This window comes from Sorangium sp. So ce887 (assembly GCF_051521455.1).
In the GTDB taxonomy this organism is placed as follows: Bacteria; Myxococcota_A; Polyangia; order Polyangiales; family Polyangiaceae; genus Sorangium.
The window spans coordinates 11,506,419-11,526,807 of sequence record NZ_CP150354.1; the positions used below are offsets into that span (position 1 = coordinate 11,506,419).

Annotated in this window: 7 protein-coding genes; 2 read left to right on the top strand and 5 right to left on the bottom strand. The window is 71.9% G+C overall.

Annotation, left to right across the window (positions count from 1 at the left end; genetic code table 11):
- Nucleotides 1-15 precede the first annotated feature (15 nt).
- The 5 genes from WMF36_RS43080 to WMF36_RS43100 form a co-directional block, all read right to left on the bottom strand.
- On the bottom strand, nt 16-2,394 hold the full coding sequence (locus WMF36_RS43080) for a penicillin acylase family protein (protein WP_437576668.1): 2,379 nt from the start codon (nt 2,392-2,394) through the stop codon (nt 16-18).
- On the bottom strand, nt 2,391-4,199 hold the full coding sequence (locus tag WMF36_RS43085) for a cyclic peptide export ABC transporter (protein ID WP_437576669.1): 1,809 nt from the start codon (nt 4,197-4,199) through the stop codon (nt 2,391-2,393). Before WMF36_RS43085 ends, WMF36_RS43080 begins: the two co-directional genes overlap by 4 nt.
- Entirely contained in the window at nt 4,199-9,004 is a 4,806-nt protein-coding gene (locus WMF36_RS43090) for a type I polyketide synthase (protein ID WP_437576670.1), read from the bottom strand. Before WMF36_RS43090 ends, WMF36_RS43085 begins: the two co-directional genes overlap by 1 nt.
- On the bottom strand, nt 9,001-14,355 hold the full coding sequence (locus WMF36_RS43095) for an amino acid adenylation domain-containing protein (protein WP_437576671.1): 5,355 nt from the start codon (nt 14,353-14,355) through the stop codon (nt 9,001-9,003). The genes WMF36_RS43090 and WMF36_RS43095 overlap by 4 nt, the downstream gene beginning before the upstream one ends.
- A gap of 563 nt (nt 14,356-14,918) precedes the next feature.
- A complete protein-coding gene (locus tag WMF36_RS43100) occupies nt 14,919-15,953 on the bottom strand; it encodes a sulfotransferase family protein (RefSeq protein WP_437576672.1) in 1,035 nt (344 codons plus the stop codon).
- 540 nt (nt 15,954-16,493) lie between these two features.
- Here WMF36_RS43100 and mxcH point away from each other — a divergent pair.
- Nucleotides 16,494-19,094, top strand: a complete 2,601-nt coding sequence (gene mxcH / locus WMF36_RS43105) for a TonB-dependent siderophore myxochelin receptor MxcH (protein ID WP_437576673.1) — start codon at nt 16,494-16,496, stop codon at nt 19,092-19,094.
- Between the two features lie 19 nt (nt 19,095-19,113).
- Complete coding sequence (locus WMF36_RS43110) at nt 19,114-20,382, top strand: hypothetical protein (RefSeq protein ID WP_437576674.1); 1,269 nt, start codon at nt 19,114-19,116, stop codon at nt 20,380-20,382.
- Nucleotides 20,383-20,389: the final 7 nt, after the last annotated feature.

The window sequence follows — 20,389 nt, forward strand, 5'->3', positions numbered from 1 at the left end:
ATGTGGTGTTCGATGTCATCGGCGCTCGGGAACGAGCGTGAGCGTGTGCGCGGCCGGGCCCGCCAGGAGCGGCAGCGGCCGCCCGTCGACCCACGCGCGCTGCTGATCGCGGTAGTGGGGCGACGTCGGGTCGCCGGATTGCCCGGCCGGCATGTGCAGGATTCCTTCCGTCTCGTGCCCCGGCGAGACGACGAGCCGCTCGCTGGCGCCGAACCTGCGGCTCGCCAGGCGCACGCAGGAGCCGCACCCCGGGAGCGGCTCGTCGGGCATGTTGAGGCGCGCGGCGAGATCCGGGCTCGCGCCGAGCGGGTGCGCGATCCGCACCCGGTTCACCGCGCCCCACTCGAGCTGATCGAGGGGCCGTGCGCCGTGCTCCTGCCGGAGCGTCGTCATGGCCCTCTCCAGCGCCGCGAGGACGAAGGCGTCCCAGCCGCCCTCCGGCGCCGGCACGAGATCGGGCGACCGCTCGTCGAGCGCGCGCTGCAAGGGCGTGTCGATGTCGGGCAGATCGAGCTCCAGGGTCGGCTCCGCGGCGCGGCTCGGGGCGAGCCACGCGGCGAACACCTCGTCGGCCAGGGCGCGCCGGAACCGCGAAAGGAGCGGCAGCCCGACGCTGGACGCGTCCGCCCGGCCGTCCCACGCCGTCAGCGCGCGCCGCGCCTCGGCGAGCGCCGGCCGCCTCGACGCGGCCTCCTCGCCGAGCGCGCGCAGCGCGAGGTCGCGGTAGAAGCCGAAGTGCTCGGCCCGCGTATCGAGCTGCACCGCCAGCAGGTCCGCCTCGGCGACCGGGCGCGCCTCGCGCAGGCGTTCGGTGATGCGGTAGGCGCGGTAGCCGTGCGCGTAATCGCGGCCGAGCACCGGCGCGCCCTCGGCGAGCGGCATGCGGTGGTTGGCGTTGACGACGAACCCCGACGGCGGATCCACGACGCGCGGCAGCGCGGCGGGGGGCAGGTAACCGTCCCAGCCCGCGCGCCCGTCCGCCCAGGAGACGCTGATCGCGCCGTCGAGCCCGCGGCGCCGGGGCATGCGCCCGGTCACCGTCCACGCGACGCGGCCGCGCCGATCCGCGAGCAGCACGTTGCACCCGGGCCCGCCGGCGGCGTTCATCACGGCGGCCGCCTCGTCGACGCTCCGGGCCCGATCCATCTCGAGGAGCCCGAGGTCGACCCCCTCCGGATCGAGCGCCGTCCAGCGGATCGCGACCGGCGCTCCGAGGAGCGGTTGCGGCGCGACAGGCCCCCAGATCGTCCTGCGGACCGCGACGGTGGTGTCGGGCCCGCCGCGGACCTTGATGGTCTCCTGCGCGACGTCGAACCGCTCCCAGCCGGAGGGTGTCCGGTAGGCGTCGGGGCGCTCGGGGTGGACCTCGATCCGGACGAGGTCCATCACGTCGCCCATCAGGTTGGTCATGGCCCAGGCGACATGGCGGTTCGTCCCCACGATGATGACGGGCACGCCGGGCAGCACGACGCCCGCGAGCTCGCGGTCGCCATAACGGAGCTCCGCGCGATACCAGATGTTGGGAACGCCGAGCTCCAGGTGCATGTCGTTCGCGACGATGGCGCGGCCGTCTCGCGTCCTCTGGCCGGCCACCGCCCAGCCGTTCGAGCCGACCGGCGCCTCGCCCGCGTCCTCGCCGAGCACGCCCGCGCTCGGCGCCCGCGCCCTCCGGCTCTGCGCCACGAGCGCCCGCAGCTCCTCGACCGGCAGCGGCGGCGACGCCGGCGCCTGCGCGCCGAGCAGCGCCTTCGTGTAAGGGTCGGTGTCCTCGAGCAGGAAGGACGTCACGCCCTTCGGGAGGCTGCGTGTCAGGACCGTGTGCATCCGCTCCGCGTCCTCGGTCGCGCTGAGGGCTCGGAACATCTCCAGCACGACGAGGACGCTGTCCTCAGGGCGCCACGGCTCGGGCCGATAGCCCAGCTGGCGAAACTCGACAGGCAGCGTCTCCGCGCCGCGGAGATAGGCGTTGACGCCCTCGGCGTACGCGTCGAGCGCGGCGCGCTGGCTGCCGGGCAGGCGCGCCAGGATCGCCGCCGCGGCCTGCGGGACGCCGTACAGCCGCTGCCGGGTGTCGGCCTCCAGCAGATCGCGTCCGAGGACCTCCGCGAGCCGTCCTCCGCTGCTTCGCCGGAGCAGGTCCAGCTGGAACAGCCGATCGCGCGCCGTGACGAAGCCGAGGGCCCGGAGGGCGTCCTCCCGCGAGGCGGCGCGGATCGCGGGGATCCCCAGGCGATCGGACGCGATCGTCACCGCGTCCTCGAGGCCGGACACGGTCACCGCGCTGCCGGCGCGCGGCGCCGGGGCGCGGGTGGCGCCCTGGGGGGCCTCCGCGCAGCCGGCGATCGCCAGCGGGATGAGCGCCGAGAGGAGGCGTGAGCGGACGTTGCGCCTCATACCTCGTGCTCCGTCGCCTTCGAGGCCTCGTGACCGCGGACGCCGGTCTCCAGCGCGGCCTGCTGCTCGAGCTGGAGGCGGAGAGCCTGCGCGGATCGGGCCCGGCCGCCCTCGTCGACGCGGGCGCTCGCGGCGTGCTCTTCCCGCGCCGCTCGCGGCTCCACGCCGGTCACGGCGGGGGCCGCGGGCAGCTCGGTCAGGCGGCCGAAGTCGAGCCGCAGGCAGCGATCCGCGAGCGCGAAGTACTGGTCGTCGTGCGTGATCACGAGGACGGTCTTGCCCCTCGCCCGGAGCTCCGGCAGGAGCTCGGTGTAGAAGATCTTCCGGAACTGCGGGTCCTGGTCGGAAGCCCACTCGTCGAAGACGTAGAACGGCCGGTCCTCCAGGTAGGCGGTGAGCAGGGCGAGGCGCTTGCGCTGCCCCTGCGACAGCCCGCTCACGCGGAGGGCGCCCTCCTCGACGCGCACCCGGTGATCGAGCTGCAGCCGCTCGAGATAGCGGCGGGCGCGCTCGTCGACGCCGGGGCCGTTCAGGCCGAGCAGCTGCTCGAAGAGGTAGTATTCCGCGAAGACGACCGAGAAGAGCTGTCGATACGGCTCGCGACTCGCGTCGTCGACGGGCACGCCGTCGAGCCGGATCTCGCCGGACTCCGGCGTGTAGAGGCCGAGGAGCAGGAGGGACAGCGTCGTCTTGCCGCTGCCGTTGCCGCCCACGAGGTACACGATCTCGCCGGGCTGGAAGGTCAGATCGATGGGCCCGAGCTGGAAGCTCCCGTCTTCCTTCTCGCGGTAATAACGGTGCGTGACGCCGCAGAGCTCGATGCGCTTCCAGGCTGCGCGGGCGCCATCGGCGCGCGGCGGCGCCTGCGGTGCTTCGATCTCCGGCGTCAGCGCGAGGCCGAGCTCGCTCACCTTCGAGAGCGCGATGCTGGCCCGCCCGACGGCCGGCAGGAGCTCGACCGTCTGCGCGAACGGCGTCAGCAGGAAGAGCATCGCCAGCACCACGCCGGACATCGCCGGCGCCGTCAGCCCTACCCAGGCCGGGAGAGCGAACAGCGTGAGCCCGAGGACGGCGTAGAAGAGCAGCGTGCCCCAGCCGATCGCGATGGAGAACTCGGTCGTGCCCGCCACGAAGTCCCGCTGGTACGTCGCGAGGCTGCCGCCGAGGGCGTCGTAGAGGAACGCCCGCCCGCGCCCGCCGTGCATCTTGAGCTCCTTGATCCCGCTCGTCAGCCCGCGGAAGTGCTGGAACAGGGCGTCGCTCGTCTCGCGGGCGCGCGCGAAGGAGCGGATCGCGCGCCGGTCGTGCGCCCGGAAGAGCACGGCGCCGATCGCCATGGCGCCGAGCACGATCGCCAGCGCCGGCCACGAGATCCGCCCGATATAGGCCAGGCAGCCGAGGACGGTGGCCACGTTGACGCACAGGAGGGGCAGGACGACGTACGCCTGCGTGATGACGGCCGGATCGTCGTTGAGCGCCGCCAGGAGCCGGTGGGGGCCGAGCTGCTCGACGCGGCGCAGCGGCGCTTCGAGGATGCGCCGGCTGAGCTGCATGCGAAGCTCCGCGATCATGGCCTGTCCCAGCCGGGTCAGGAGCACCTGGGAGACGGCCTTGCTCAGCACGCCGAGCACGGCGAGCCCCGCGAACGCCCACGCCAGCTGCGCGGCGGGGCGGCCGTCTGCCGAGAGCGCGTCCTGGACGAGCGCGATGATGCCGGCGCCGGAGAGCCCGCTGATCACGCCTGTGGCGATGGCGAGCAGGAGGGGCCGGAAGGCGCGGCGCATGAGGAAGCCGAGCACGCTCATCACCCGTTCTCCTTCGGTTCCTTCGAGGGGACCGGCTCGCCGTCCGGGCGCGCCGGCGCCTGCGTGCCCTCGGCGCCAGGGCGCCGCCGCGCGGTCCGGGGCAGCGCGATCAGCGCCGGCTCGGGGCTCGCGGGCGCTTGCCCTCGCGCCTTGTGGACGCGCTCCGCGAGCGCGGCCACCGTCGGCCGCTCGAAGAACTCGCGGAGCGGCACCTCCACCTGGAACGTCTCCCGGATGCGGTTGAGGATCTGCAGGGCGAGGAGCGACTCGCCGCCGAGCGCGAAGAAGTCTTTCCCGGGGTCGATGGGATCGAGGCCGAACGCCCGCGCCCAGATCGCCGTCACCTGCGCCGTCACCGCCTCGGGCGAGGGGCGCTCGGCGGCGCTGGCGGTCGCTGCTCCGGCGCGCCCGGGCGGCTCGTGGCTGCGGTCGGCCGCGGCGGCGTTGCCCGCGCCGAGCCGCCGGGCCAGGGCGGCGCCCTCGTCGTCGCTGGGCAGGCCCTGGAGCGGGCGGACCGAGACGATCACCTGCGGCAGCGCCGCCTGGCTGAGGACGCGGTGGAAGACCTGCTGCCCTTCCTCCGGGCTCATCCCGTCGAGGATCACGTCGTCGAGCCCCAGGGCGAGGAGGCGCGCTTCGGCGCGGGCCGCCATGCCGACGTTTCGCCAGCGATCGAGGTTGACGGAGACCGTGTACGGCCCTGCGCGGCGCGCGCAGGATTGCGCGAACGCGTCGAGGAACGCGTTGGCGGCCGCGTAGCCTGCCCGCGCGAGGCCGCCGCTCAGCGCGGTGACCGAGGAGCAGAGCAGGACGAAGTCGGGCTGGAAGGAGCGCGCGATCTCGTCGAGCGCGAGCGCGCCGAGCGCCTTGGGGGCCAGCTCTGCGTCGAGCGCGTCCGCCGTCAGCCGCTCGATGAGCCCGCCGCCCGCGACCCCGGCTGCGTGGATCACGCCGTGCAGGGCGCCGAACCGATCGATCGCCTCGCGCGCGGCGGCGCGCATCTGCGCCGCGTCGGTGGCGTCAGCGCGCAGCGCCACCACCTCGGCGCCGGCCTGCTCGAGCGCCTGCAGGCGCAGGCGCTGCTCGTCGGTGGGAGCCGAGCGGCTCGTGAGGATCAGCCGTGCGTGCGTGGTGCGGGCGAGGTAGTCCGCGAGCCATAGCCCGACGCCGCCCAGCCCGCCGGTGATGAGGTAGACGCCGCGCTCTCGCAGCAGGGGGGGCGTTCCCTGCGCCGCCTTCAGCGGGACCGGCTCGACGGTGGGTACCCAGCGGTGGGGCCCGCGGTACGAGACGACGGGGTCGTCGGCGTCGGATCGCGCCTCCGCGAGGATCCGCTCGACGACCCCATCGACCTCCGCGGCGTCCGGGCGGGTGGCCTCGAGGTCGATCATGCGGCAGCGGACGAGCGGGTACTCCAGCGGGACGCTCCGGCAGATCCCGAGCAGCGTGGCGTGCTCCGGGCGCAGGGTTTCTCGCCCGGTCAGGTCGTGCAGGCCGCTGGCGAGCGCGACAAGGTGGGCGCCTCCCGGCAGCTTGCCCAGCGTCCGCGCGAGCCAGAGCAGGCTCATCGAGCCCCGGCGCTGCGCCTCCTGGAGCGCGCCGGGGTCGAGCTGCGCCTTGTGCGCGCCGTCGAGGCTGAAGGCGTGGACGACCCGCGTGGGCTGCTCTGCGTTCGTACCGAGCTCCCGGGCCAGCGCGGCGTAGTCCTCGGGCTGATCCGGGCGAAGCGTGAAGGCGTGCTCGGTCAGGCGTTCGAAGCGCTCGCCGCTCCTGACCCGGGTGACCCGCCGGCCGGCGCGTTCCAGCCGCTCCACGATCCGGAGGCCGATCTCCCCCTCGTCCGCGAAGACGACCCAGTGCGCCTCGTCGCCTCCGGGCGGAAGCGCTTCCAGCGGGGCGCGCTTCCACGAGGGCACATAGAAAAATCCACCCAGACCAGACGTCCCAACCGAGGTTGACCCGACCGGGGTTGAGGTTGACCCGACCGAGGTTGAGGTTGACCCGACCGAGGTTGAGGTTGACCCGACCGGGGTTGAGGTTGACCCGACCGAGGTTGAGGTTGACCCGACCGGGGTTGAGGTTGACCCGACCGAGGTTGAGGTTGACCCGACCGAGGTTGAGGTTGGCCCGACCCCTCGCCCCGTCGTCTGGGGGCGCTCCAGCCAGTACCGCTTTCGCTCGAACGGGGTTGCCGGCAGCGCGACGCGCCGTCGGCGCCGTCCTGCCTGCAGGCCGGCCCAGTCCACCCGAGCGCCGGCCACCCAGAGCTGCCCGACCGTGTCGAGCAGCGCCGCGCCCGCCGCTCCCGGCTCGCGGACCGCGGGCAGCGACGCCAGCGCGAGCGACCCCGCCGCGAGCTGCCGGCACAGCGCGGTGAGCGTCTGCCCCGGCCCGACCTCCAGAAAGATCCGCTCCGACTGCTCCCGCAAGGCCGCCACGCCCTCCGCGAAGCGGACCGTGCTCCGCAGGTGCCGCACCCAGTAACCCGGGTCCTGCGCCTCGCCCGCGGTGATCCAGGTCCCGGTCACGTTCGAGACCCACGGGATCCGCGGCGCGCGCAGCGTGACCCTGCCCACCGCCTCGCCGAACCCCGCGAGGGCGCCCTCCATCAGGTGCGAGTGGAACGCGCGCGACGTGCGCAGCCGGCGGACCTCGATCCCGCGCCCCCCCGCCTCGCGCTCGACCCGCTGGATCGCCGCCGCCCGGCCCGACAGCACGCACTGCCGCGGCCCGTTCACGGCCGCCAGCGCGACCTCGTCGCCGACCCAGCCCGCCACCTCGGCCTCGGACGCCGACACAGCGAGCATCGCCCCGTCCGGCGTTGCCTCCATCAGCCGCCCCCGCGCCGCGACCAGCGAGAGGGCGTCGTCGAGCGACAGGCACCCTGCCACGCACGCCGCCACGTACTCGCCCACGCTGTGCCCCAGCATCGCGTCGGGGGTCAGGCCCCAGGCCATCCACAGCCGGGCGAGCGCGTACTCGACGACGAAGAGGGCCGGCTGCGTCATCGACGTGCGGTCGAGGCGCTGCGCGGCCTCCTCGAGCTCCGCCGGCGCGGGGAACAGCAGCGCCCGGATGTCGGTGCCCAGGTGGCGCTCGAGCCGCGACGCGCACGCGTCGACCTCGGCCCGGAACACCGGCTCGGTCTCGTACAGATCGCGCCCCATGTCGGGGCGGTGGGTGCCCTGCCCGGGGAACAGGAACGCGACCGGCCGCGGCCCGGCCACGGGCTCGCCCGTGCGCAGCGCGTCGCTGCGATCGCGGAGCGCCCGCGCCGCCTCCTCCCGCGAGCGGCACACCACCGCGCGGCGGTGGGCGAAGCCCCTGCGGCCGAGCTGCTGCGTGTGCGCGACGTCGCCGAGCTCGAGCTCCGCGTGGGTCTCCAGGTGCTCCGCGAGCGCCTCCGTCAGGCGCTCGAGCGACGCGCTCGACCGCGCCGACAGCACGAGGAGCTCGCACGCCCGCGGCGGATCCGCCTCCGGCGGGGCCGGCGCCTGCTCCAGGACGACATGCGCGTTGGTCCCGCCGAGCCCGAAGGCGCTCACCCCGGCGCGGCGCGGCGCGCCCGTGGGCGTCCACGCCGCGAGCTCGGCGGCCACGTAGAACGGGCTGTTCTCGAGGTCGAGCGCGGGGTTGGGGGCGCGGAAGTGCAGGCTGGGCGGGATGCGCCCGTGCGCCACGGTGAGCGCCGCCTTGATCAGCCCGGTCACGCCCGCGGCCGCGTCCAGGTGCCCGACGTTGGTCTTCGCCGATCCGATCGCGCAGAACCCTCGCCGGTCGGTCGTGGCCCGGAAGGCCTGGGTCAGCGCGGCGATCTCGATCGGATCGCCGAGCGGCGTCCCGGTGCCGTGCGCCTCCACGTAGGCGATGGAGTCCGCCTCGACGCCCGCGGCCGTGTGGGCGGCGCGGATCACGCCGGCCTGCCCCTCGACGCGCGGCGCGGTGTAGCCGACCTTGGCCCGGCCGTCGTTGTTGACGGCGGACCCCTTGATCACCGCGACGATCGCGTCCCGATCGGCGATCGCGTCGTCGAGCCGCTTGAGCAGCACCACGCCCACGCCGCTGCCGCCGACGGTGCCGCGGGCCCCCGCGTCGAAGGCGCGGCAGTGGCCGTCGGGCGACGCGATCGCGCCTTCCTGGTAGAGATACCCGACCTTCTGCGGGACGCCGATCGAGACGCCGCCGGCCAGCGCGAGATCGCACTCGCCGGTGAGCAGCCCCTGGCAGGCCAGGTGCACGGCGACGAGCGACGTGGAGCAGGCCGTCTGCACCGCGATGCTCGGCCCCTCCAGGTTCAGCTTGTACGACACGCGGGTCGTCAGGAAGTCCTTGTCGAGCGCGAGGAGCGCCGCGACGTCGGCCGCCGACTGCAGCCGCGGCCCGTCGGGGAAGAGGTGGGCCAGGTACCCGCTCAGGCTCGATCCCGCGTAGACGCCGACCGGCCCCCGCGCGCGCTCCGGGTCGATCCCGGCGTTCTCGAACGCCTCCCACGCGCACTCCAGAAACAGCCGGTGCTGCGGGTCCAGCGCGGCGGCCTCGCGCGGCGTGAACCCGAAGAGCTCGGCGTCGAACAGGTCGATGTCGCCGAGCACCGCGCGCGCCCGCACGTAGTCGGGCCGCGCGATCAGCGCCGGATCCACGCCCGCGGCGAGGAGCTCCTCGTCGGTGAGGATCGCGACGGACTCGACGCCTGCGCAGAGGTTTTGCCAGAACGCCGCCACGTCCCGCGCGCCCGGGAATCTCCCGGCCATGCCGATGATCGCGAGCTCCAGCCCCGTCCGGGATTCGCCGCTGCTCGGTGTCATTTCTTTGTCTCCTGCTCGCCGCGCCCGCCGCGCCGTCGCGCGAAGATCTCCCCGCGCCGCTGCTGCGCGGCGCTCGCCCGCTCGGCGCTCCGCTCTCCCTCCTCGGGCGCCGGCTCGCTGGCTTCCTGGCTCAGTGCCGCTGCGAGCGACGCGATGGTGGGGTGTTGAAACAGGACAAGCATCGGCAGCGCGCGGTCGAGCTCCTCGCGCAGGCGGCTGTGGACCTTGGCCAGCAAGAGCGAGTGTCCGCCCAGATCGAAGAAGTTGTCGTCAACGCCGACCTGCGGGACCGAGAGGACGTCTCTCCAGATCGCCGCGATGGCGCGCTCGAGGTCGGTTCGTGGCGGCGTCGTGACCCGGGCCGGCGCGTCGACCTGCTCGGGCGCGGGCAGCGCGCGGCGGTCGACCTTGCCGTTCGGCGACAGCGGCAGCCGGTCCAGCACGAGGATGGGCGCCGGCACCATGTAGGCCGGGAGCGCTTCGGCGAGCCAGTCCCGCAGCGACGCCGGCTCCGGCGCGGCGCCGCCCTGGCCGGCGACGTACGCGACGAGGCGCTTGCCGCCGTGCGCCACGTCGCGCGCGAGGACGACGGCCTCGCCGACGCCGGGGTGCTGGAGCAGGCGCGCCTCGATCTCGCCGAGCTCGACGCGCAGCCCGCGGATCTTGACCTGGTGGTCGAGGCGTCCGAGGAACTCGACGGCCCCATCGGGCCTGTGTCGAGCGAGATCCCCGGTGCGGTACAGCCGCCCTCCCGCCGCGGCGCCGAACGGATCGGGCACGAAGCGCTCGGCGGTGAGGGCGGGCCGCTGGTGATAGCCGCGCGCGAGGCCGACGCCGCCGATGTACAGCTCTCCGGCGACGCCCACCGGCACGGGCTGGCCGTGGCGGTCGAGCAGGTAGATCTGGGTGTTGGCGATGGGTGTCCCGATGGGCACCGAGGCCGACGTGTCGTGTGGCTGGCAGGCCCAGGCGGTGACATCGATGGACGCCTCGGTGGGCCCGTACAGGTTGTGCAGCTCGGCGTCGGGCAGCCGCTCGAAGCAGCGCCGCGCGAGCTCGGCCGGCAGCGCCTCACCGCTGCAGACGACCCGGCGCAGCGACCGGCACGAGGCGGCGCCGGGCGTCTCCAGGAAGGCCTGGAGCATGGGCGGGACGAAGTGCAGGGTGGTGACGGCGTGGCGCGTGATGAGGTCGATGAGCCGCTCGCCGTCGCGGTGATCGCCGGGCCTCGCGACGACGAGGCCCGCGCCGGTCATCAAAGGCCAGAAGAACTCCCAGACCGAGACATCGAAGCTGAAGGGCGTCTTTTGCAACACCCGGTCTTCGGCGGTGAGCCCGAAGCGCTCCTGCATCCATTGCAGCCGGTTGAGCAGGCCGCTGTGGCTGTTGCCGGCGCCCTTGGGCCGCCCGGTCGAGCCCGAGGTGTAGATGGTGTAAGCGAGGTTGTCGGGCGAGAGCGCCACGGCGGGTTTTGTCGCGGGCTCTCGGTCGATCTGGGCGCGATCGGCGTCGAGGCAGAGCACCTCCGCGCGGTGCGGCGGCAGGCGCGACGCGACGGGCCACTGGCTGAGCAGGACGGTGGCGGCCGCGTCGTCGAGCATGAAGGCGATGCGGTCGGCCGGGTAATCCGGGTCGATGGGCACGTAGGCGCCGCCGGCCTTGAGGATGCCGAGCAGCCCGACGACCAGCTCGGCCGAGCGCTCCGCGGCGATGGCCACGAGCACGTCGGGCCCGACGCCGCGGCGCCGCAGGGCGTGGGCCACCCGGTTGGCGCGCGCGTCGAGCTCTCGATAGCTCAGCCGCTGCTCGCCGAAGAGGACAGCCACCGCGTCCGGCGTCCGCTCGGCCTGCGCCTCGAACAGCTCGTGCACGAGCCGCTCGCCCGGATATGCCCGCTCGGTCGCGTTCCAGCCGCGCACGACCAGCCTTTGCTCGTCCGCATCCATCATCGGCAGATCGGACAGCTGGGCCTCCGGCGCGGCGACGAAGCCCTCGAGGATCGCGACCAGGTGCCGCGCCATGCGCGCCACCGTGGTCCTGTCGAAGAGGTCGGTGTTGTATTCCCAGGCGCCGCGCGCTCCCTGGCCGTCCGGGGTCAGGTTGAGCGCCAGATCGAACTGGGCTGTCCCCGTGTCCACCCGCTGCGCGCCGATCGACAGGCCGGGGATCTCCGCCCCCTGCTCGGGCGCCGGATCCATGGCGAGCATCACGTTGAACAGCGGTGTGTGGCTGAGGCTCCGCTCGAGGGACAGCGCCTCCAGCACCCGCTCGAACGGCACCTCCTGGTGCGCTTGCCCCTCGGTGACCGCCGCCCGGACGCGGGCGATGAGCTCCGCCACGCGCGGATCCCCGGTCAGGTCGACGCGCAGCGCCAGCGTGTTAAGGAAGCACCCGACGACGCCCTCCAGCGCCGCCCGCGGCCGCGCGGCGACCGGCGTGCCGATGCAGACATCGCTCTGGCCCGTGTACCGGTGCAGCAGCGCGAACAGCCCTGCTGCCACCGTCGTGAACAGGGTCGCGCCCGCCCCCCGCCCGAGGGCGGTCAGCCGCGCCACGAGCTCCGGCGGCAGCGCGATCTCCTCGCGCGCGCCCGCGTAGGTCTGGACCGAGGGCCGCGGTCGATCCGTGGGCAGCTCGAGGGGCGGCACAGGCCCCTTCAGCCGTTCGCGCCAGTACGAGAGCTCCCGTTCGCGCGTCGCCCCCGGCTCCGCCCGGCGCTGCCACAGCGCGTGATCCGCTGGCTGGACCGGGAGCGGCGCGAGCTCCGGAGCGCGCCCGGCCGAGAAGGCGCCGTACAGCGCCGACAGCTCCCGCAGGAGCACGTTCATCGACCAGCCGTCCGCGATCAGGTGATGGCAGGTGAGCGCCAGCGCGTGCTCCTGCTCGCCGTTGCGGACGAGCGTCCAGCGCACGGGCGGCGCCTCCGCGAGGTCGAACGCGCGCCGCGCCTCCTCGCGAAGGAGCGCTTGCAGCGCCGGCTCCCGGTCCTCCTCGGCGAGCGCGCTCAGGTCCTGGATCGGCAGCGCCACCTTCGCGGGCTGCGCGATCCTCTGGACGGGCTGCCCTGCGACCGACGGAAAGCTCGTGCGCAGCGCCTCGTGGCGGGCCGCGAGCGCGGTCACCGCCTGCTCCAGGGCGCTCGTATCGAGGGCTCCGGAGAGCCGCAGGGCCGCCGCGATGTGGTAGACGGGCGCCCCGGCGACCAGGTGCTCGAGGAACCACAGGCGCTCTTGCACGAGGGACAGCGGCAGTCGCTCCGGCCGGTCACCCGGCGTGAGCGGCGCGGCGCCGGCCGTCGATCCGCCCGCGGGCGCGCTGTCCTGCCTGGCCTCGATCCAGGCCGCCAGCGCGGCGACCGTCGTCGACTCGAAGAGCTGCGCCGGCCCCACGTCGATGCTTAGGGCCTCGCTCACCCGGCCGCTCACCTGCATGGCCCGCAGCGAATCGCCGCCCAGGCTCAGGAACTCCTCGCTCCGGCCGACCCGCGCGCGTCCCAGCACCTCGGCCCAGATGTCCGCCAGCGCCGTCTCCAGCGCGGTCAGCGGCGGCTCGGCGATCTCGGCCTCGGCGCCCGCCGGCGCGTCGAGCGTCGATCGCCAGACGGCGTCCAGGGAGCCGTCCAGGAACCGGCCGCGGCACGCCCTCCGTTGCACCTTGCCGCTCGTCGTCCGCGGCAGGTTCCCCGGCTTGATGAGCACGACCGCGTGGACCGCGACCTCGTGCCGATCGGCCACCGCGTTCTGGATCGCCGCGCCGAGCTCCGCCGGATCCGTCGACGCCGAGGCGCGCCGTCCGAGCTCCTGGACGATGACGACGCGCTCCTCGCCGTCCACGTCCACGGAGAACGCCGCGCCGCCGCCGGCGCGCAGGCTCGGATGGCTCCCTTCGGCGGTGAGCTCGATGTCCTGCGGGTACAGGTTGCGCCCGCGGACGATGATCAGGTCCTTGAGCCGGCCGGTCACGTAGAGCTCGCCGCGCGAGAGGAACCCGAGATCGCCGGTCCGCAGGAACGGCCCTTCTCCCGTGGACAGCCGCGCTTCGAACGTCGCTGTCGTGTCCTCCGGCCGCTCCCAGTAGCCCTGGGCCACGCTCGCACCGGCCACCCAGATCTCGCCGACCCGCTCGCCCTCGCAGGTCCGGTGCGCCTCGGGATCGACGATCAGCACCTCGTCACCGGCCGGCGATCCCCCGCAGCCCACCAGGGTGAGACCGGCTTGCGGATCGCGCGGATCGAACACGGCGCGCCCCTGCTCCAGCGCGGCGCGGTCGACCGCGCGCACGACCGGCGGCGCGTCCGCCGCTCCGCCGCTGACGAGCAGCGTCGCCTCGGCCAGCCCGTAGCAGGGGTAGAACGCGGCGCGCCGGAACCCCGCCGGCGCGAACGCCTCGGCGAAGCGGTCGAGCGTCGCTGCCCGGATCGGCTCGGCCCCGTTGAAGGCCACCTTCCATGAGCTGAGGTCGAGCCCTTCCCGCTGATCCGGGGGGATCTTGCGGATGCACAGCTCGTACGCGAAGTTCGGCCCGCCGCTCGTCGTGGCCCGGTAGCGCGAGATCGCGTCCAGCCAGCGCCGCGGCCGCATCAGGAACTGCTCGGGCGAGAGCTGGATGCACGGCACGCCCACGTAGAGCGGCTGCAGGATGTTGCCGATGAGCCCCATGTCGTGGTGCGGCGGCAGCCACCCCACGATCACGCTCTCCTCGGTGTGCGCGAACGCGCGCTGGATCAGGAGCTCGTTGCGCAGCAGGTTGCCGTGCGTGAGCACCACGCCCTTGGGCGTCCCGGTCGAGCCGGAGGTGTACTGGAGGAACGCCACGGTCTCGGCCGTCACGCGCGGCGCTCGCCAGGCGTCTTCCTGGCCGTCCCGGACCGTGTCGACGGCCATGCAGCGCAGGTGGCTCAGCTCGGCGAGGCTCGGATCGTCGCGGAGCATCGCCACGGCGCCGAGGAACGCCTCGGTGGTGAGCACGACGCTCGGGCGGCAGTCGCGCACGATGGCCAGCACGCGGAGCAGCCCGCTTTTCCGCTGGGGCAGCGGGACCGGCACCGCGATGAGCCCCGCGTAGAGGCAGCCGAAGAAGGCGGCGATGAAGTCGAGCCCTGGCGGCACCAGGAGCAGCGCGCGCTCCCCCGCCTGCGCGCCGGTCTGGAGCTCCGCGGCGAGCGCGCGCGCCCGCCGATCCAGCTCGCCGTACGTCATCGAGCGAGCGTCCGTCTCCCCGTCGAGCAGGAAGGTATAGGCGTGCGCCGACGGGCGCTGCTCCGCGCGACGTCGGAGCAGCGCGACAAGCGTCGCGGGCTCGGCCGCGCCGCGATCGCTGATCGCGCGCGTCTCTGATCGGTTCGACTCCATCGCCACCTCAGCTCCGGTCGAAAAAGACAGCCCGACGACAAAGCAGTCCCGTTCACCAGGTCCTGGGCTCCAGACCTGATGACGCAACGTGTCGTGAGCGCGAAGCGCTGAATGCGCCCTCAGCGCGTGCGACGCACGCCTGTCGACGTTTTGTTGAAAATGAAAATGATGATCAACTTCTGAGACGCCGTTGTATGGAATACCGACCCAGGGGGGTCAAGCGAAAAGACCGTCCTGAACGTCGGTTCCGTGGTGTGAAGAGGCGCTCTGGTTCCGCTTCACCGGTGCGCCGGGCGGGAGCCGGTCGCTTCACGGATCCTCTACGCCTGCAGTTCCGGCTGCCTGAGGAGCCCCCGGCCGAGCCGCTCCCCGCCGGGCTCGCGGCGACGGGCGCGGCGGCGGTCACGCCCCGGCCGATCCGGGGGACCTGGCCAGGCGACCCGAGCCGCGCCCGCCTCGGCGGTTCCGGGGCAGGTGACTCGCGCCTTGATCAGGGCAGTATCAATGCCATTCAGGGTACGATGCCCATCCATCCGTCTTCGTGTGTGAGGATCCGATGGATCTCATCCCTCAATGTCGTACCCGAGACGCTGAAGGGTAGGATTGGCCTTGCGGCCGAGCGTGGACAACAAGGCCTTGGGCCACTTGCGCCAGGGCTCTTCCGCGGCGAGGATCTTACCCCCTGTGGCGAAAATCTTGTTGTCCCCCATGCCATGAAGCCGTTGGTCGCCCAATCGCTTATTCACAAGATCGTCTGTCCATGGCTCACGCAGAAACTCGAACAGTTTCTTTCCTGTCGATAGAGGGTCGTTCGTGAGCTCCTCGTATCGGACGAGGAGACATCGGTTCATGTTCCTCTCGTAAAAGTCCATCGTCGACTCATTGTTCGAGATCCATTCGTTGAGGTATGTTTCGACATCCAGGCTCGTGTTGCCGTTCAGCGGCAACCCGTCGCGCATCGGAAATCTCGAGGCGCACGAGTGTGCCACGCTGAATCCGTGTCGTGCCGCATAGATGAACTGGGCGCGGTAATCGAATACTGCATCTAGAAGATCCAGTCTGTGAGGAATGAATAACTCCTTCGAGGCCCATCGCCGCTTGCCCTTGCGCGCCGCGTATTCGCTGTATATCGAGTCGATCAAGCGGCCGATCCTCAGGAGAAAGCGCGGGAACGGCTCATCGAGCGCCTTCATCGTGCGATGGCCGGTGGTGAACAACCGGTCCATCGTGACGATGTCGCCCGCAACAAAGGCCTCCGGGACGGCTGACAAACCGTCCGCGGCATTGAGCAGGTAAGACAGCAGCGTCGTTCCCGATCTCCGATTTCCGATAATGAAAATTGGAGTGCAGGAGAACTCCTTGTCCGAATGGGTGGGTGCTCGCAAGATCTCTGCGTCCGGGGTTCGGATCAGAGCGCTGTTCTTCTCCTCGTCGACAAAGAAGTATTTCAGGACGCCGGGCAATTGAGCTAAGACGTCGAGTTGGCCTTGGGCCTCCTGGCGAAGCGTTGTGTCCCCGGAGCTCTCCTTGACCCGAGAAGCGAACTCCGTGAGGCGCTCGATGACTTGTTGGAGCTCATTGATATGCCGAAGATCCATGTGTTTCCTTGGGTTGTGATCTTGTTTGCTTGCAGCTCGTTGACCGAGCGAGCGCGTGCTTGTTCTCGGCGGACGTCGAGCGGACGGATTGCCCGGTAGGAGCACGCGCGCGTTGCGCACGGAGGAAGACGCGTTCGACACGGCCCGCGTAACGGGGTCCCCGGTGACGCGGCGCCGTGAGCCGTCATGGTACTGTATCATACATCGAAAATGAATATCGTTTTCATTATCGATGGTCACCTGATACGTGTCAGCGCCGGGACTGTCAAGGGGAGCGTGCGTCTTGGGCGGACGCGTCCTGGGCTGGCGCCGAGCCCGAGGTTGAGCGCGGTCGATTTTACAGTGATAATGAAATATTACGCCCTGGAGGTACGGCCCGTGAGCGAATGAAATTGATTTCGGTTTTCATTTAAATTACTGGAAGTTTTGTACATGGACGTCAGCTCGGTTCCCCGACCCCCGCGTCCCGAACCGCCGGCCGGGTCAAGGGTGGACGCGGCGGCGCGAGGTCCTTTCGCGCTTCGAGGCCCGCATGCAGGGGTGTTGACCTTCCTGCTGCTCAGCGTGCAGGCGTCAGCGTTCGCTCAGAGCGGCGGCATGCCCGAGCGCGCCGGGGGTGACCGAGAGCCGAGCGTGAGCGCGCCTGCCGCTGGCTCGCCGGGCCTCGATCGCTCACCGCCCGGCGCCGAAGGCCCCCGGATCGAGCCGCCGCAGCTCCTCGAGCTCGCCGAGGCCGAGGTCCCACAGGAATCCCGAGCGGCACGACGGGAGGGCAACGTCGTGTTGAAGCTCCTGATCGACGCGGCGGGGCGCGTGACCGAGGCCGAGGTCATGAGTCCAAGGGGCGACGGCTTCGACGAGGCCGCCCGTGCGGCGGTGCTCCGGTCCCGCTTCACGCCGGCGCGCCGGGACGGCACGCCGATCGCTGCACGGATCCTCTACAGCTACGAGCTCCGGCTCCCCGAGGAGCCCCCAGCCGAGCCCTCCTCCTCGGCGAAGGGTGGAAGCGGGGTCGCGGCCACGCGTACCGCAGGGACCACTCCGCCGCCGGCCCAGGGGCCGGCCCAGGCGACCGGCGCAGCGCCCGCCGAGGTGACCGTGCGCGGCGCCGCGATGGCCGAGCGCCTCCGGCAGTCCGCGCAGGCGATCAAGGTCATCGAGATCGAGGAGGCGAAGCGGAGGACCGCCGACATGGGCGAGGTGCTCGCCCGCACCGAGGGCGTCGGCGTGCGGCGGAGCGCGGGGCTCGGCTCGTGGACGCGCTTCTCGCTGAACGGTCTCACGGACGAACAGATACGCTTCTTTCTCGACGGCGTGCCGCTCGACCTCGCGGGGTACCCGTTCGGCATCTCGAACGTGCCTGTGAACCTTGTCGAGCGCGTCGAGATCTACCGCGGCGTGGTCCCGGTGCGCCTCGGCGCCGACGCTTTGGGCGGGGCCGTCAACCTGGTCACGGATCGGGACGTCCGCGGCACCCATGGCGCGGCGTCCTACGAGATCGGCTCCTACGACACCCACCGGCTCACGCTCTCGGCGCGGCACCTGCACGAGCCGAGCGGCTTCTTCACCCGCGTGAGCGGCTTCTTCGACGCCGCGAAGAACGACTACCCGATGGATGTCGTGGCGGCGGACCTCACGACCGGGCGCGAGGGACCCGCCCGCGCCTATCGCTTCCACGACGCCTACCGGGCGGCGGGCGGGAGCGCCGAGCTCGGCTTCGTGAACCGGCCCTGGGCTCGGCGGCTGCTCCTGCGCGCCTTCGTCACCGACTACGACAAGGAGCATCAGCACAAGTTCGCCGCCATCAAGGAGCCGAGGGAGCCCTATGGCGAGGTCACGAACGGCGAGACCGTGCCGGGCGCGACGCTCCAGTACGAGCAAGGGCTCGGCCGAGGCGTCGCCCTCGAAGCGCTCCTCGGGTACACGTACGGGCGCGCCACCTTCCTCGATGTCAGCAAGTGCATCTACGACTGGCTCGGCCGCTGCGTCCGCCAGCGCACCGTGCCGGGCGAGGACCGGAGGCCCCCTCGGGATCAGGTGTTCTGGGAGCACAGCGGCCTCGGCCGCCTGAACCTCCGTTACCGGCCCCACCCGGAGCACGCGCTGCAGATCTCCGTGTCTCCCACGTTCATCACGCGCACGGGAGAGGAGCGCAGGCAGGCGAACCCCCTGGCCCGCGACCCGCTCAGCGCCGAGCGCAGCATGCTCACCTGGGTGCACGGCGTCGAGCACCAGCTCAACCTGCTCGACGATCGCCTGGAGAACAGCTTCTTCGTGAAAGACTACGTGCAGCTGCTCCGCGCGAAGGAGCCCCTCCTGGGGCTCGGCGGGGGCTTCAGCCGGCGGGAGCGCGACACCCATCGCCTCGGCGTCGGCGACGGCCTCCGCTATCGCGTCTCCGAGTGGCTCTACGCCAAGGCGTCCTACGAGTGGGCGACGCGGCTCCCGCGACCCGTCGAGGTGTTCGGCGACGGGGCGATGATCCTCGCCAACCTCGCGCTCAAGCCCGAGACGAGCCACAACGCGAACCTCGGCTTCACGATCGACGCGCGCGACACCGCGTCGGGCGCGTGGCGGCTCGACGCGAACGGCTTTCTCCGCGCGATCGATCGGCTCATCGTGCTGAACAACCGCCCGGACGAGCTCACCTACATCCATGTCACGGGGGCCCGGTCGCTGGGCATCGAGGCCGCCGCCGGCTGGACGTCGCCGGGAGAGCACGTCGCCCTCGACGGCAACATCACCTATGACGATTTTCGCAAGACGTCCGGCGAGGGGAACTTCGCTGGATCCCAGGGCGAACGGATGCCGAACCGGCCGTGGCTCTTCGCCAACGGCTCGGCGCGCGTGCAGCTCCAGCAGGTCTTCGCGGCGCGCGACGCGGTCTCGCTCACCTGGGACACGCGCTACGTGCACGAATTCTACGTCGGCTGGGCGAACTCGGGCCTGATCGCGAGCAAGGCCAAGGTGTCCTCGCAGCTCCTGCACTCGCTCGCGCTCACCTACGTCGCGCGCCTCGCGCCGCGCACCCTGAGCTTCACCATCGAAGCCCATAACCTCACCGACGAGCCCGCCTTCGATTTCTACGGCACCCAGCGGCCCGGACGGGCTTTCTTTTCCAAGGCCATGCTGGAGATGTGATGGAGAGTCAGGAGAAGTCATGAGAACCATCTGGAACAACTCGCCGGCATCGAGGCGCGCGGGCACCGCGCTCCTCGCGATCGGGCTCCTCGCCGTGGCGCTGGGCAACAGCGGCTGCGGGGACGACGAGCCGAACCCGAGCGGCAGCGGCAGCGGCAGCGGCGGCGGCGGCGTGGGCGGGCCAGCGTTCGTGGTCGCCACGCGCGTCTGGGACGACACCGCGACCAACTCTTACTTTTACGTGCTGCCGTCGCTCGAACAGGGCACGGCGGTCGACCCGTCCCAGGCGCTCGAGGTCACCGGCTCGGCCAGGCTGTTCGCGTTCGAGGACCAGGGCTGGTTCGGCATCGGTGATTCCGAGTCGCCGACGATCTCGCAGTACACGCTCGATGGTGGCAGCGCGCTCGTCAAGGGAGACGCGATCGGCCTCCAGCCCTTCGGCGTGGAGGCCCTCTGGCCCACGAATTACGTCATCTCGCCGACGAAGGCATACCATCCGGATCGCGCGGGCGAGCAGATTGTCGTGTGGAACCCCACGACGATGGAAGTGCAAGCGACGATCCCGTTGCCGGACACCGCGCGCGAGGGCTACCTGGCGCTGTACGGATATGGCTCGGTCCTGCGCGGCAAGACGCTGCTCTTCTCGGTGGGGTGGTTCGACTGGAAGACGACCGACACCATCCTTCCGGAGACCGGGCTCGTCGCGATCGACACCGAGACGGACACCGTGGTGCGGTTCGACGTCGACGACCGGTGCGGCGGGATCACGCAGTCCGTCGAGACGGCCTCTGGCGACGCCTACTTCGTGAGCTCGGCGCTCGCGGGGGCGGCCTATCGCGTCGAGCGCCTGGAGACCGAGCCCTGCGCGCTGCGCATCCCGAAGGACGCGGACGCCTTCGATCCGGAGTTCCTCCTGCGCCTGGGCGAGCTGGCAGACGGCGCGATCGTGGGCGATCCCATCCCCGCGGGCGGGGACAGCCTCTTCCTCCGGGTGTTCGACGAGGGCCTCGCCACGATCAGCGAGGAGACCAAGACCTCTGAGATCACGGGCCAGCCGGCGTGGCACTGGTGGCGGTGGGACACCGCGACGAACGAGGCCGCGGCGATCGCGGAGCTGGCCCCCTCGCCCGCGAACGTCTCCTTTTTCGAGGTCGACGGCCGGGTCTTCACCATCGAGGAGAAGAGCGGCTCCACGGAGAGCACGCTGATCGAGCTCACCGCCGAGGGCGGCCCAAAGGTCGGCCTGACGGCGCCGGGGTACCTGCACGGCTTGGCGAAGGTGCGATAAGTTCGCG

Excerpts from the sequence above, each read along its gene's own strand:
- WMF36_RS43090 (WP_437576670.1), bottom strand. The coding sequence starts at position 9,004 with ATGACACCGAGCAGCGGCGAATCCCGGACGGGGCTGGAGCTCGCGATC.
- WMF36_RS43110 (WP_437576674.1), top strand. The coding sequence starts at position 19,114 with ATGAGAACCATCTGGAACAACTCGCCGGCATCGAGGCGCGCGGGCACC.
- WMF36_RS43080 (WP_437576668.1), bottom strand. The coding sequence starts at position 2,394 with ATGAGGCGCAACGTCCGCTCACGCCTCCTCTCGGCGCTCATCCCGCTG.
- WMF36_RS43095 (WP_437576671.1), bottom strand. The coding sequence starts at position 14,355 with ATGGAGTCGAACCGATCAGAGACGCGCGCGATCAGCGATCGCGGCGCG.
- WMF36_RS43100 (WP_437576672.1), bottom strand. The coding sequence starts at position 15,953 with ATGGATCTTCGGCATATCAATGAGCTCCAACAAGTCATCGAGCGCCTC.
- WMF36_RS43085 (WP_437576669.1), bottom strand. The coding sequence starts at position 4,199 with ATGAGCGTGCTCGGCTTCCTCATGCGCCGCGCCTTCCGGCCCCTCCTG.